Raw genomic sequence first — 11,959 nt, forward strand, 5'->3', positions numbered from 1 at the left:
AACCACTTTTGCTTGAGCGGGGGAATAGACGGAATTAGTAGGCAACAGGATGGTCATAGGAGGTTGAATGATGGATGATCGCTGCCGTGCGGCTTATGAGCGGTATTATGAGGAGATGGGGCGCAAGGCGGATGCGCTGTTTCTGGCACTGCGTGAAGCTATTGTCGCGGGGGTGCTGGAGGATGGGGAGCAGCTCGCCTCCAGCAGAAGGCTGGCCGAAAGCTATGGCATGTCGCGCGGTTCGGTGAATGCAGCGTACGATATGCTGTATGCAGAAGGTTTTGTTCGGCCGGGAAGGGGGAGCGGCACCTATGTTTCCTATAGCCAGCCGCCAGCTTCCAAAGCTGGGGTTGAGCTGGAAGGCAAGGCGAGTACACTTGCATTATCCGCTTGGGCGCAGCGGCTGCCGCAGATTAAAGGGTATACGAAGCGGCCTGTACACGAGGAGAATTGCATTGCGTTTGATGTAGGCTACGCGGATGCTGAGCTGTTTCCACAGGATGAATGGAAGACGGCCATGTTCGCGGAGGTTAGAGGAGTGCTGGAGCGCCAGTATGAGGATTACGGAGTGATAGAAGGACATTTGCCGCTGCGCGAAGCGATTGCCAGCGAGCTGCGCCGCGAGCGAAGCATGATCACGAGCGTAGAGCATTTATTTATTACGAGCGGCTCTATGTATGGCATTGCCCTGCTCGCCCAGCTATTGATCAACCCTGGTGATCAAGTCGTGGTGGAAAACCCGTGCTATCCCGGCATTAGACGGGCAATTGCTGCTGCGGGCGGCGTCATTATAGATGCGGATGTCGACGATTATGGCATTATTCCGCAGGACTGGGATGCAAAGCTGCTGTTCGTGACCCCGACGCGCCAGTATCCAACCGGAGCACAGCTTGCGCCTGAACGCAAGCTAGAGCTGCTGCAATGGGCTTCCCGGCAAGGTGCTGTCATCATTGAGGACGATTACGACAGCGAATTCCGCTGGGGCGGACGCCCGGCGGAGCCGCTCAAGACGCTCGACCACGAGGGGCGGGTCGTGTATGTCGGCACATTCTCCAAGACGATGTACGCCGACCTGAGGCTTGGCTATGTTATTACGCCGGATGCGCTGCGGGAACCGCTGCGGCAGGCGAAGTTTTTGCTTGAGCCAAGCCCAAGCTCAATCGCGGAGCAGCGGGCGCTCGCCGTATTTATGGCGAGTGGGCAGTATGTTCGGCATTTGCGGCGGATGAGGCGCAGCTGCGGACGGCGCCTCAAGCTCTTTAAGGAACAAGCCGCGGAGCAGCTCGCGGGCTTGTTCCGGTTTACGCCGTCGGATGCAGGCTTGCATCAGTACGGCGTGTGGCTTGGGGCAGCCGCGGATTATGAGCGGCTGATTGAGCGCTGCCAGCGGGAAGGCGTCAGCTGGAACCGCGGCGAGCGGCTGTGGCGGCAGCCGGAGGAGCAGCGCGCTCCGGCAGCGCTGTTCGGCTTCGCGCATTTGGCCGAAGCCGATATTAAGGAGGGCATGCGGCGAATTGCGGCATGCTGGGAGGAGGTTCAGCAGCAGCGCGGCTGAAGCGATGGCAACAGCAACTTTGCTGCAACTACTGCAACTGCTGCAACTGCTGCTGAAGCAGACAAAAGCTCGCTGCCTGGCGGAAATTTCTCCGCACGGGCAGCGAGCTTTTTTAATTGGACGTTTATGTTGTAATTACGCTCGAATGGCGAGCGAGTGGGTTAACGCGGCAGCAAGCTGCCAAGCGCCTCGCCCATTTTCACCTTCTGGCCGAGCTTTAAGTTAGGCAGCGGGGTGAAGGTTTTATTTTCAGTCAGCAGCACGACTGTAGATCCGAACTCAAAATAAGCAAGATCGCCACCCTTTACCGTATGCGGCGGCAGCGGGTCAACGTAGCGGATGCTGCTGACGTTCATGGCGCCGACTTTCACGACAGCCGTTTCACCGCCGCCATGTTTAATATACGTAATGAGCCGTTCATTGCGGCTGAGCACCCGGCGCATTTTGGTTAAGCCGAACTCGTTGACCGGATACACCTTGCCGGGAATATGCTCGCTCTCCACGATTGTGCCGTCCACAGGAGCATGAATCCGGTGGTAATCGGTCGGGCTCAAATACAGGACAAAATAATGGCCGTTAAGGTAGTTTTCCGCTCTTGGCGAACGGTTCAGCAGCTCTTCAATCGTGTAGTCCTGCCCTTTTACATTGACAATTGTTCCGTTTTCTATTGGGCCAATGCCTGTAATAAGAGCGTCAACCGGACTTACAAGGCTGTCCGCACTCATGTCTATTTGTCGCATGCCTGGTTTTAATCGACGGGTAAAAAATTCATTTAGCGTAGCGTATTCATTTAGCGGTTTCTCGGCTTCTGCCACCTTAATTCCATACATGGAAGCAAAGCGCGGAATAAAACGGCGGCTCGCTCTGGATTGCGCAAAACGCCCAGTCAACCTCGAAATCGACTTGCGTGAGCTTAATTCCGTCATGGCACGAAGTAATCCATCTAGCATGCTCGTACCGTCACGTCCTTTCTTGCTTCGAATAGTGGTGCTTGTCCCAAACAGTGTGCCACAACCCGCATCACAAAGCAATAGGTTCGATTCGCGACCTTTACAGGTTGGGAAACAGGAGGGGGCGATTCATAGCATAAGGAACCGCAGCATGCGAGTTTTGCTGAGAAACTGCTATTGTTGAAACCGCTGTTGCTGAGCCCACACGGTTCGTGATGTTCCCTCCATTTTTGGAGGACACAGCTTCCGCTATTCTGGCATTTTCTACAATTTCAGGCCGTACGCGGACAGGAGGTCCGTTATCGCTCTAATCTTCCCTTCAAAATGGCCATTTGCAGCGCATTAACGGATTTTGAGTCCGCAGCCTGTACTAAACCCGTGATTCTGTTGAAATAGCTGCTGCTGTGTCCGCCAAACCTATCTTGGAAATGGAGGAAAATCTCTGATAAGAAGAGCATGAATCTGGCTCGCTTACGTAGCGAGGGAAAGACTAATACAAGGGAATTACAATAAGAATGATATCTTGTTTCTAAACCATGAATTATTTGAATCCAACTATATGAAAAAAAATATGGTGTTACGTATGAACGGGGACATGCAGAAGCTCAAAAACATTATAATGGGTTAGAAAGCATAATATAAAAATAAGGGTGGTATTTTAATGGGGAACCTGAAGAACTAGGCGATGGAGTTTTCCCAGATACAACACATATGCTTCTTGAGGTAACAGGCTAAGAGTTGCCTGATGATAGTTTAATCTATCTCTGGATAACGTTTTTTCGTTACCTTGAAAAGGTTGATTATGGTCAGATAGCACAGCATGATTGACCTGTTTTTAGCTTTGTTTTTTTAAAACAATACTCTTAAGAATCACTACGATTATTATTTTTCTGTCACCCTTCATAGGGAGAGTGACAGAAAAACGTACCCGACTCCGTTATCATAGTTAGGGCGAACTATTTTCTCTCCCCCTCCCTTCATTCCCCCACTACTCATGCAGCCTACGCAGCTTCAACAACAGCAATAAAACAATAAACAACGCGAGCACAATCGTGACAGCGAGCGTGCTGAATACGATGGCATCATGCTCCTGCTGCTTGACGATAATGGCGATGAACGCCCAGATGAAGACAGCGACGAAAGCGGCATCGCGGTAGCTCCAGCCGATGATTAAGGCGAGCATAGCAGCGACCGCCAGCAAAATAATCGTCCATCCCGTCTCGGACAGCCCAAAGCCCTGCCAGCCTGACTTGTACAACGCGGAGGTAATGTTGACGATGGTCGCGACGCTAATCCAGCCGAGATACAAACTAAAGGGCAGCTCTACGAAAAAGCGTTCGCCAGTCGTTGCCGTCTGCCAGCCGGGCGTCCTGGCGCGCGTGTAGATGGCGATCAGCGTGATCAACAGCGCGAGCATAATAAATACGCTGGCGTACACCTTCTCGTATTGCCAAGCAAAAATCCAAGCCGCATTAAACAGGCAGCTAACAAAAAACAGGATGCCGATCTGGGAAGGCAGCCTGCTTGCTCTGCCTGACGGCAGAAAGGAATAAATGACAAATCCGGCAAGCAGCAAATAAATCAGGCTCCATATGGAGAAGGCATAGCCAGCGGGCATGAACTGAATCGGATATTGCGCCGCAAGCTGGGCAGTCGTTTTGCCTCCAAGCGGCAGGGTGACGGCGAGTGCATTGACGACAATGACGATTAGCAGTCCAAAAGCGTTCAGCCAGCGATAGGCAGCATTCATCTTATTTTTCTCCTCTCCTCGTGCATCTATATTGTCTTATTCACCATGCCTTGCTTTTATTTCACGCCTTCCCGTTTATTTCTTGCACAAAAAGCCCAAGCTTCATGTAAGAAAACCCAAACTGAGAAGGGGTATTTGCTTAAATGACCATCACCATCTTGATCACACTTATACTTGCGGCCTGCTGTCTGGCAGCTGGATGGATCGGCTGCCGCAGCCGGAAGGCGCTGCTTGTTATGGATGCGCTGGCAGCCATTTTGCTTTTTGCAACGTTTGTTTCCATCGCTTCAGCTATAGCGAGAACGATGCTTCGCGACACGGTGTTTATGACGGAAATTCATGCGGTGCTGCTTAATCCTGTATTTATTATAGGAGGGGCTTATTTAGCTATCTATACACCTGCACGAATGGCCATAAATGTGCTCCGGCCGTCCAGATAGTGGCAATTTGCGGAAATGGCGCGTATGCTATCGCAAACTTATTGCCATTTTAATGCGCTAGGAGGCAGTTGAACGAAATGACGCTTGCCAGAGTGGCGTTTGTTACGCCAGGGTCATTTCCGATCCCATCCACAAAAAGCAGCTCGGTCGAACGGGTAGTCGAAAAATTCGTTCCACTTCTGAAAAATCGGATTCATCCCCGCATTTATGGGCGGACGACAAAAGGCCTTAAACGCAACGGGCTAGTCCGTGGCGTCGCCTGCGTCAGATTCCCAGCGGTAAACAAAGCCAGCTATATCGCCGCTGTTGGCCGTTCCTTAGTTGCTTACAAGCCGCATGTTATTCAGGTGGAGAACCGTCCGCACAACGTGCTTGCCCTGAAGCAGAAGCTGCCGTCCGCCCGAATTTGGCTGAGCTTGCATTCCTCTACTTTTCTAAGTCCCGGTCATATAACGCCATCCAGTCTGCACCGAAGCCTGCAAGCGGCTGATCGCATTATTGTAAACAGCGAGTTTTTGCGGCGCGTTGTTGCGACGAGGGCGCCTGAAGCGGCAGCGAAAATACGGGTCGTCTATCCCGGCGTGGAAACGGGGCTTTTTCCATCGCGATTTACCGAAGAAGGGCGAGAGAAGCGGAAGCGGGAGCGGCAGGCGAAAAAGCTGGAGGGCCGCGAGGTCGTTATTTTTCTCGGCAGGCTCATACCGCTCAAGGGCGCTCACCATCTTCTGCATATTATGCCTGAGCTGGTAAAAAAACATCCGAATATGCTGGCTGTTATCGTCGGCAGCCCCTTCTACGGCTCGCATCGCTCCACCGCTTATTCCCGCAAGCTCCAGCAGCTCGGCCGTGCTTATCCGAATCATGTGCGCTTCGTTCCTTATGTGCCGTATACCGAAGTGCCAGGCTGGTTTTTGGCCGCAGATATGGCGATCGTCCCTTCGGGACAGCGTGAAGCATTCGGTCTCGTGAACGTCGAAGCAATGGCAACGGGTCTTCCGGTAGTGGCTACACGGGCGGGCGGCATGAAGGAGATTGTACGGGATGGCGTCACCGGTTATTTGATTTCACAGCAAAATCTGGAGAAGGAGCTGAGAGCCAAGCTGCTTGCTCTACTCGCTAGCTCCGAGCTTAGGGCGAGCATGGGAAAGAAGAGCCGCGAGCGGGTGGAGCAAAGCTTCACTTGGCAGCATACGGGACGCAGCTGGATGAATGTGCTGAATGAACGGAAATTGCCCGACTTGGATTGACAACCAGTATATGGGAGCGGTATAGTCTAACAAGGAAATCCACTAGGGGCGCCTTCATGGCTGAGATAAAGCGAATGAGCTTTGGTCCCTTTGAACCTGATCTGGGTTATGCCAGCGTAGGAAAGTGGGAAAGTGAGTTCATCGCGAGCAGCTTCGTTTTGCTTTTTTTAGCATAGGGAAGCTCTATTATTCGCGTATGTTTGCACATTCTGCCGCTTCTTCGCCGGAGCGGTTTTTTTGTTGCCCTCTGGTTGAACAAGCATGCAAGCAAGCGGAGCGCCTCTTGGCGTATTTGTTTGTGAGGCGTTTATCTCGCCTAATAGAATGGGAGCAAAGGAACAGGCGCCGGGCGCTGCATTTTCCAACTGAATTTACGTCTAAAGGCCTCCTGGTGGATCTTCATAATGCCATGGGAGGTTTTTTAGCATATGACGATCTTTATGAATCCGCTGCCGGGCAGCAGCAAGGTGTACGAGTCGGGATCAAGCTTGGATATTTGGGTGCCAATGCGCGAAATTGAGCTCGAAGCGAGCACAGGCAGAAACGGAGAAAAAATACCGAATGCGCCGATTCGCGTGTATGACGCGAGTGGGCCATATACCGATACCGCTTATGAGGCGGATGTTCACAAAGGGCTGCCGCATGTAAGGGGAGAGTGGATTGAAGGTCGAGGAGATGTAGAGTGGTACGACGGACGCAGCGTAAAGCCGGAGGATAACGGTTTTAGGACGGCCGAGAAGGCGAATGAGCGCGGAGCGGAGCTTTTTCCAATAACGACGCGGCCGCTGCGGGCGAGAAAAGGACATAATGTCACCCAGCTTCATTATGCGCGCCAGGGAATCATCACGCATGAAATGGAATTTATTGCGATAAGAGAAGGGATGGACCCTGAATTTGTCCGCTCGGAGATTGCCCTTGGGCGTGCGATCATACCAGCTAATATTAATCATCCCGAGATCGAGCCGATGATAATTGGGCGGAAATTTCATGTGAAAATCAATGCGAATATTGGCAATTCAGCAGTAGCTTCTTCTATTGAGGAAGAGGTAGAGAAGATGACATGGGCGACGCGCTGGGGTGCGGATACGATTATGGATTTGTCTACAGGCAAAAATATTCATACGACGCGCGAATGGATTATTCGCAATTCCCCGGTTCCGGTCGGCACCGTGCCGATTTATCAGGCGCTGGAGAAGGTAAATGGCAAAGCGGAGGATCTATGCTGGGAGGTGTTCCGCGATACGCTCATTGAGCAGGCGGAGCAGGGGGTTGATTATTTTACGATCCATGCAGGCGTATTGCTTCGCTATATTCCGCTAACAGCCAAGCGGGTGACGGGCATCGTGTCGCGTGGCGGGTCGATTATGGCGGCATGGTGCCTGGCCCACCATCAAGAGAACTTTTTATATACGCATTTTGAGGACATTTGCGAAATTATGAAGGCTTACGATGTTTCGTTCTCGCTAGGCGATGGCTTGCGTCCGGGCTCGATAGCCGACGCCAACGATGCAGCGCAGTTTGCCGAGCTGGATACGCTGGGCGAGCTGACGAAAATCGCCTGGAAGCATGATGTGCAAGTGATGATCGAAGGACCGGGACATGTGCCTATGCACTTGATTAAAGAAAATATGGACCGCCAGCTGGAGGTGTGCGATGAAGCGCCTTTCTACACGCTGGGGCCGCTGACAACGGATATTGCTCCCGGTTATGACCATATTACATCGGCTATTGGCGCAGCTATGATCGGCTGGTTCGGAACTGCGATGCTCTGTTATGTGACGCCGAAGGAGCATCTGGGGCTGCCGAATCGGGATGATGTGAAGGAAGGGGTTATTACGTATAAAATAGCGGCCCATGCCGCCGACCTGGCCAAGGGCCATCCTAGGGCTCGCCTGCGGGACGATGCGCTGTCGAAAGCGCGCTTCGAGTTCCGCTGGCGCGACCAGTTCCACTTATCGCTGGATCCTGAGCGCGCCATGGCGTACCACGATGAGACGCTGCCAGCAGAAGCGGCTAAGTCCGCGCATTTCTGCTCGATGTGCGGACCTAAATTTTGCAGCATGCGCATTACACAAGATATTAGAGAGTACGCCGAGCAAAATGGGCTGGAGACGACAGAGGCCATTGAAGCGGGAATGAAGGAAAAGTCCGAGGCGTTCAAGGAATCGGGAAGCCGCATATATGTTAGCGGGACATAGAAGATTACAGTCAAAAGGCTGCTATAAGCAAGGAGAGGCGGGCGCTGTTAGGCGAACTTTTCCCCGAGCTGCTTCACCTTGGCAAGCCAGCCTTGCCTTTTGGCGAGCGATGATTTTCTGACCTCATACAGCGATGTAAAACGGACGGATTTGACGCCGCAAAATTGCAGAATGTTAATTTTCATCATTTTGTGGCCAGCCATGCCTTGGAAAAAACGATAGTACCAGCCCGGCGAGTCCATCGTGACGATGATCCGGGCTGTTTTTCCTTTGAGCAGCTGCTTGGGAAGATCCTTGCCTTTCACATATTTATAAGCGAAGCCGGGCAGAAAGACGCGGTCAATGAAGCCTTTGAGCAAAGCGGGAGGCCCGCCCCACCAGGTTGGATATACAAAAACAAGATGATCGGCCCATTTGATATGCGCCTGCGCGTCCTGCAGATCCTTCTCTAGTGGTGCTTTGTTATTGTAGCCTCCGACCAGGACGGGATTGAAGTCGAGCTGGGACAAATGAATGGTGCGGACCTCGGCGCCAGCGGCTCCCTCAGCATAAGCGGCAGCCAGCGCCTCGCTATAGCTTCCTTCAGCGGGATTGCTTTGAATAATTAAAATGTTTTTCATCGTTTTGGAACACTCCTTGAATTTTAGTTAATGAACACTAACCAATAGATTAAAAAGAAAAGGTCACGAATGACCTATTAAAGCTAATAGATGCCGCTTAATTTGCTCGGCGTCCGGCGCAAGCTGTGCGGGAAGATCGCCATGCATGCTGGATACGGCTAGCTGGGTTATAATGCCGATCACCATGACAGCCGACAGGCGGGCATTTTGCTCTGGAAGCTCGCCGCGCTCGATGCCTTGCTCTATAAAGTCTATTAATGCATCAAGCGGCTGCCTGAGCTGCCCTTCCATCCTTGCTGTATAAAACAGCTCATGCTGCTGGGAAAGCAGCAGCAGTCCGTATTGGTCCTCGTCGTGCATTTGCAGCACCTCGTCGATTAATTGGCGAAACCGGCTGGCGCTGCTGCCATCCTTCTGCACATAATAATCGATTAAAGCGGTGTAGCTGGCACAATCCTGCTCAAAGATTTCCAAAGCAACGGCATCCTTGCTTTTAAAATGCTTGTAAATCGCCGCATCCGTTACGCCGGCAGCCTGCCCAATTTCTTTGACGGAAACGCCGTCAACACCCTTCGTGGCAAACAGCAGCATCGCCGCCTGCAAAATATCCTTTTTTTTACTATCGGCATGTGATTTTTTGTTCATGTTTGTATTGTAAGTGAACACTAACCAAAAATCAAGAGGCAATAAAAACAGAGATGATGGATTTTTAAGAGGATACGATTCTTTCATTGAAATCTAAGCCTATATAAGTTTTCCCCTTATAATAGGCTTAGATTTCATCGCGAAACGGTAGCTTTGCCGCCAGAGGATGGCGGTAGCCGTTTACGCTTGAATAAACAAACAAACTTTGGTATATTTGAAAACGAGAATCGTTATCATGAAGCCATTTTATTTGGTATGAAGGGAAAGGTAGCTGCATCATGTCGTTGAAACAGGAGCAAAAACAGGAATTGAAGCAGATGAGGCAGCGTTCAAGGCCCCTAGTAGCGAGCATCATTCTGATCGTTGGCACAGCTGCTGTGTTATTTGGCCTTGCTTTATCTATTTCAGTCGGAGCAGCTAAAATTAGCTTATCCACGGTTTGGACCGCCGTCTTTTATTTTAATCCAGATATTACCCAGCATCAGATTATTCAAGAGCTGAGGATGCCAAGGGCACTTGCAGCTGCACTTATAGGAGCGGCCTTCGCGGTATCAGGCTCCGTTATGCAGGGGATGACCCGAAATCCACTCGCTGACCCGAGCTTGCTCGGTCTTAATGCGGGCGCAGGTTTTGCGCTGGCGCTTTGCTTTGCTTTTTTCCGTGGCATGTCTCATTTGGAAATTATGATTATTTGTTTCTTTGGAGCGGCGCTTGCCGCAGGTATCGTTTACGGTATCGGCTCGCTCGCCAAGGGCGGCTTGACGCCTGTCCGGCTGACGCTTGCGGGCGCAGCAATTAGCGCATTGTTCATGAATCTGTCTGAAGGGATTCAAATTCACTTTCAAATTGGACAGGATATTGCTTTCTGGTATGCGGGCGGCATTGCCAATACAAAATGGTCGCAAATTGGCATTGTTGCCCCTTGGATTATCGGCGGCATTTTAGCAGCCATTGCGATTTCACGCTCCATATCCTTGCTCAGCCTAGGCGATGATGTTGCGGTGTCCCTTGGTCAGCGTACGAAGCTGACGAAGACGATCGGCATCATTGTCACGCTCATTTTGGCTGGTGCATCTGTATCCGTTGTCGGAGCGGTCGGCTTTATCGGACTCATCGTTCCCCATGTAGCTCGCTATTTGGTAGGCGTGGACTACCGCTGGATCATTCCTTGTTCCGCCGTGCTTGGTGCGCTTCTGCTCATCGTAGCTGATATTGTAGCGCGTACGATTAATAGTCCATATGAGACGCCGGTTGGCGCTCTGATTGCTATTATCGGTGTTCCGTTCTTCCTTTATCTTGCGATTAAGCAAAGGGGGAGTTTATAGTTATGAGCACCGTTACTTTAATTTCAAAAAGCGAGCAGCGCAGAACGAGACGAGCCATAATAGTCATGACCATTATGGGCGTGCTCATTATTACAGCTTTTGTCATTAGTATGAATACAGGTTTTATTAAGCTGACTCCGCTTGATGTATTTAAAACGTTATTCGGATACGGAACGGCGAAGCAGGAGCTCATTTTATTTGATTTCCGGCTGCCTCGTATCGTCATTTCCGTATTGATTGGCGCAGGATTTGCCGTTTCCGGCTGTGTGATGCAGGGTTTGTTCCGCAATCCGCTGGCCGATCCAGGCTTGCTCGGCATTAATGCTGGAGCAGGGCTGATGGTTATTTTGTATATTTCCTTTTTCCGTGACAATCAGATGGCATCGCCATTTTTTATGCCAATGCTGGCATTCGGCGGGGCTGCGCTTACTGCCTTGCTAATTTATACGCTATCTTATAAACGTTACCACGGACTGCTGCCTACACGGATGATTCTGGTCGGCGTTGCGGTGCAAGCAGGGATTAGTGCGCTTATGATTGTACTCAGCCTTGCGCTTGATCCGAATGACTATCAACTCGTTCAAGTTTGGCTTGTAGGAAATATTTATGGAACAAACTGGAAGTTTGTGCTTGCTGCTTTGCCGTGGATTTTATTATTGATTCCTTACGTTATGTACAAGTCGCGTACAATGAACGTTTTGAACCTCGGCGAACAGATGGCAACGGGACTGGGGTCGCCGGTTGAGAAGGACCGGATGAAGCTGCTTGCAGCAGCGGTAGGTCTGGCTGCAACATGTGTGGCCGTTGGCGGCGGCATTTCCTTTGTCGGGCTGATTGGTCCGCATTTGGCCCGTCGTCTTGTTGGACCGACGCATCAAATTCTCGTTCCGGCTTCCGCGCTAGCGGGAGCATTGCTCGTCATTGTGTCCGATACGCTGGCCCGCTGGGCGTTCCAGCCTTCGGAAATTCCGACGGGTATCGTAATCGCCGTCATTGGCGCACCGTATTTCCTTTACTTGCTGTCCCGTTCCAAATAGGCGGTTGCAGCTCCATTTATAATCGTTTGTTCAGGCCTTTCGAAGCGCTATGCGTTTTCGGAAGGCCTTTTACTGTATAGAAGTGAAATGGGCGCTGCCGTGAGAGAACGGGAATGTCCTTTTGAACTTATGCGTAATGGCTGGGGGTGTCTGCTTTCATGTGAACGGCCATCTGTCATGTTTCTGCTTGGC

General features: G+C 51.3%; 10 protein-coding genes and 1 riboswitch. Of the genes, 6 read left to right on the forward strand and 4 right to left on the reverse strand.

Annotation, left to right across the window (positions count from 1 at the left end; all coding sequences use genetic code 11):
- Nucleotides 1-67 precede the first annotated feature (67 nt).
- Complete coding sequence (pdxR, locus tag AC50Y5_RS01180; protein ID WP_494857903.1) at nucleotides 68-1,555, forward strand: MocR-like pyridoxine biosynthesis transcription factor PdxR; 1,488 nt, start codon at nucleotides 68-70, stop codon at nucleotides 1,553-1,555.
- Nucleotides 1,556-1,716: 161 nt separating this feature from the next.
- Here pdxR and asd read toward each other — a convergent pair whose 3' ends face one another.
- Together asd and AC50Y5_RS01190 are read right to left on the reverse strand one after the other, a co-directional pair.
- Nucleotides 1,717-2,505 carry an archaetidylserine decarboxylase gene (gene asd, locus AC50Y5_RS01185; protein WP_494857904.1) on the reverse strand — a complete coding sequence of 263 codons (789 nt, stop codon included), beginning with the start codon at nucleotides 2,503-2,505 and terminating at the stop codon, nucleotides 1,717-1,719.
- 988 nt (nucleotides 2,506-3,493) lie between these two features.
- Nucleotides 3,494-4,255, reverse strand: coding sequence for a TspO-related membrane protein (locus tag AC50Y5_RS01190; protein WP_056030329.1), 762 nt, complete (start codon nucleotides 4,253-4,255; stop codon nucleotides 3,494-3,496).
- A 143-nt stretch (nucleotides 4,256-4,398) separates the two neighbouring features.
- On the opposite strand from AC50Y5_RS01190, the gene AC50Y5_RS01195 reads away from it, so the two are divergent.
- The 3 genes from AC50Y5_RS01195 to thiC all read left to right on the forward strand — a co-directional run bounded on the left by AC50Y5_RS01195 (nucleotide 4,399) and on the right by thiC (nucleotide 8,140).
- Nucleotides 4,399-4,695 carry a hypothetical protein gene (locus AC50Y5_RS01195; RefSeq protein WP_494857905.1) on the forward strand — a complete coding sequence of 99 codons (297 nt, stop codon included), beginning with the start codon at nucleotides 4,399-4,401 and terminating at the stop codon, nucleotides 4,693-4,695.
- A gap of 77 nt (nucleotides 4,696-4,772) precedes the next feature.
- Nucleotides 4,773-5,942 (forward strand): glycosyltransferase family 4 protein, encoded by a 1,170-nt coding sequence (locus AC50Y5_RS01200; protein ID WP_056030323.1) that lies wholly within the window; start codon nucleotides 4,773-4,775, stop codon nucleotides 5,940-5,942.
- A gap of 34 nt (nucleotides 5,943-5,976) precedes the next feature.
- A riboswitch (TPP riboswitch) is annotated at nucleotides 5,977-6,082 on the forward strand.
- 288 nt (nucleotides 6,083-6,370) lie between these two features.
- A complete protein-coding gene (thiC, locus tag AC50Y5_RS01205; protein ID WP_494857907.1) occupies nucleotides 6,371-8,140 on the forward strand; it encodes a phosphomethylpyrimidine synthase ThiC in 1,770 nt (589 codons plus the stop codon).
- A gap of 47 nt (nucleotides 8,141-8,187) precedes the next feature.
- On the opposite strand, the gene AC50Y5_RS01210 is transcribed toward thiC, so the two are convergent.
- Nucleotides 8,188-8,760: an NAD(P)H-dependent oxidoreductase gene (locus tag AC50Y5_RS01210; RefSeq protein WP_056030317.1), complete on the reverse strand. Its 573-nt coding sequence runs from the start codon at nucleotides 8,758-8,760 to the stop codon at nucleotides 8,188-8,190.
- Nucleotides 8,761-8,823: 63 nt separating this feature from the next.
- A complete protein-coding gene (locus tag AC50Y5_RS01215; RefSeq protein ID WP_056032835.1) occupies nucleotides 8,824-9,405 on the reverse strand; it encodes a TetR/AcrR family transcriptional regulator in 582 nt (193 codons plus the stop codon).
- 278 nt (nucleotides 9,406-9,683) lie between these two features.
- Between AC50Y5_RS01215 and AC50Y5_RS01220 the strand changes: the two genes are divergently transcribed.
- On the forward strand, nucleotides 9,684-10,730 hold the full coding sequence (locus AC50Y5_RS01220; protein ID WP_056030314.1) for a FecCD family ABC transporter permease: 1,047 nt from the start codon (nucleotides 9,684-9,686) through the stop codon (nucleotides 10,728-10,730).
- Between the two features lie 2 nt (nucleotides 10,731-10,732).
- Nucleotides 10,733-11,767: a FecCD family ABC transporter permease gene (locus tag AC50Y5_RS01225; protein WP_056030310.1), complete on the forward strand. Its 1,035-nt coding sequence runs from the start codon at nucleotides 10,733-10,735 to the stop codon at nucleotides 11,765-11,767.
- The last annotated feature ends 192 nt before the right edge of the window (nucleotides 11,768-11,959 follow it).

The organism is Paenibacillus sp. JT22N7, assembly GCF_059383875.1.

What these genes read in the sequence shown, in the direction of transcription:
- AC50Y5_RS01190 (WP_056030329.1), bottom strand. Translation starts at nt 4,255, where the DNA reads ATGAATGCTGCCTATCGCTGGCTGAACGCTTTTGGACTGCTAATCGTC.
- AC50Y5_RS01225 (WP_056030310.1), top strand. Translation starts at nt 10,733, where the DNA reads ATGAGCACCGTTACTTTAATTTCAAAAAGCGAGCAGCGCAGAACGAGA.
- AC50Y5_RS01220 (WP_056030314.1), top strand. Translation starts at nt 9,684, where the DNA reads ATGTCGTTGAAACAGGAGCAAAAACAGGAATTGAAGCAGATGAGGCAG.
- asd (WP_494857904.1), bottom strand. Translation starts at nt 2,505, where the DNA reads ATGCTAGATGGATTACTTCGTGCCATGACGGAATTAAGCTCACGCAAG.
- pdxR (WP_494857903.1), top strand. Translation starts at nt 68, where the DNA reads ATGATGGATGATCGCTGCCGTGCGGCTTATGAGCGGTATTATGAGGAG.
- AC50Y5_RS01215 (WP_056032835.1), bottom strand. Translation starts at nt 9,405, where the DNA reads ATGAACAAAAAATCACATGCCGATAGTAAAAAAAAGGATATTTTGCAG.
- thiC (WP_494857907.1), top strand. Translation starts at nt 6,371, where the DNA reads ATGACGATCTTTATGAATCCGCTGCCGGGCAGCAGCAAGGTGTACGAG.
- AC50Y5_RS01200 (WP_056030323.1), top strand. Translation starts at nt 4,773, where the DNA reads ATGACGCTTGCCAGAGTGGCGTTTGTTACGCCAGGGTCATTTCCGATC.
- AC50Y5_RS01195 (WP_494857905.1), top strand. Translation starts at nt 4,399, where the DNA reads ATGACCATCACCATCTTGATCACACTTATACTTGCGGCCTGCTGTCTG.
- AC50Y5_RS01210 (WP_056030317.1), bottom strand. Translation starts at nt 8,760, where the DNA reads ATGAAAAACATTTTAATTATTCAAAGCAATCCCGCTGAAGGAAGCTAT.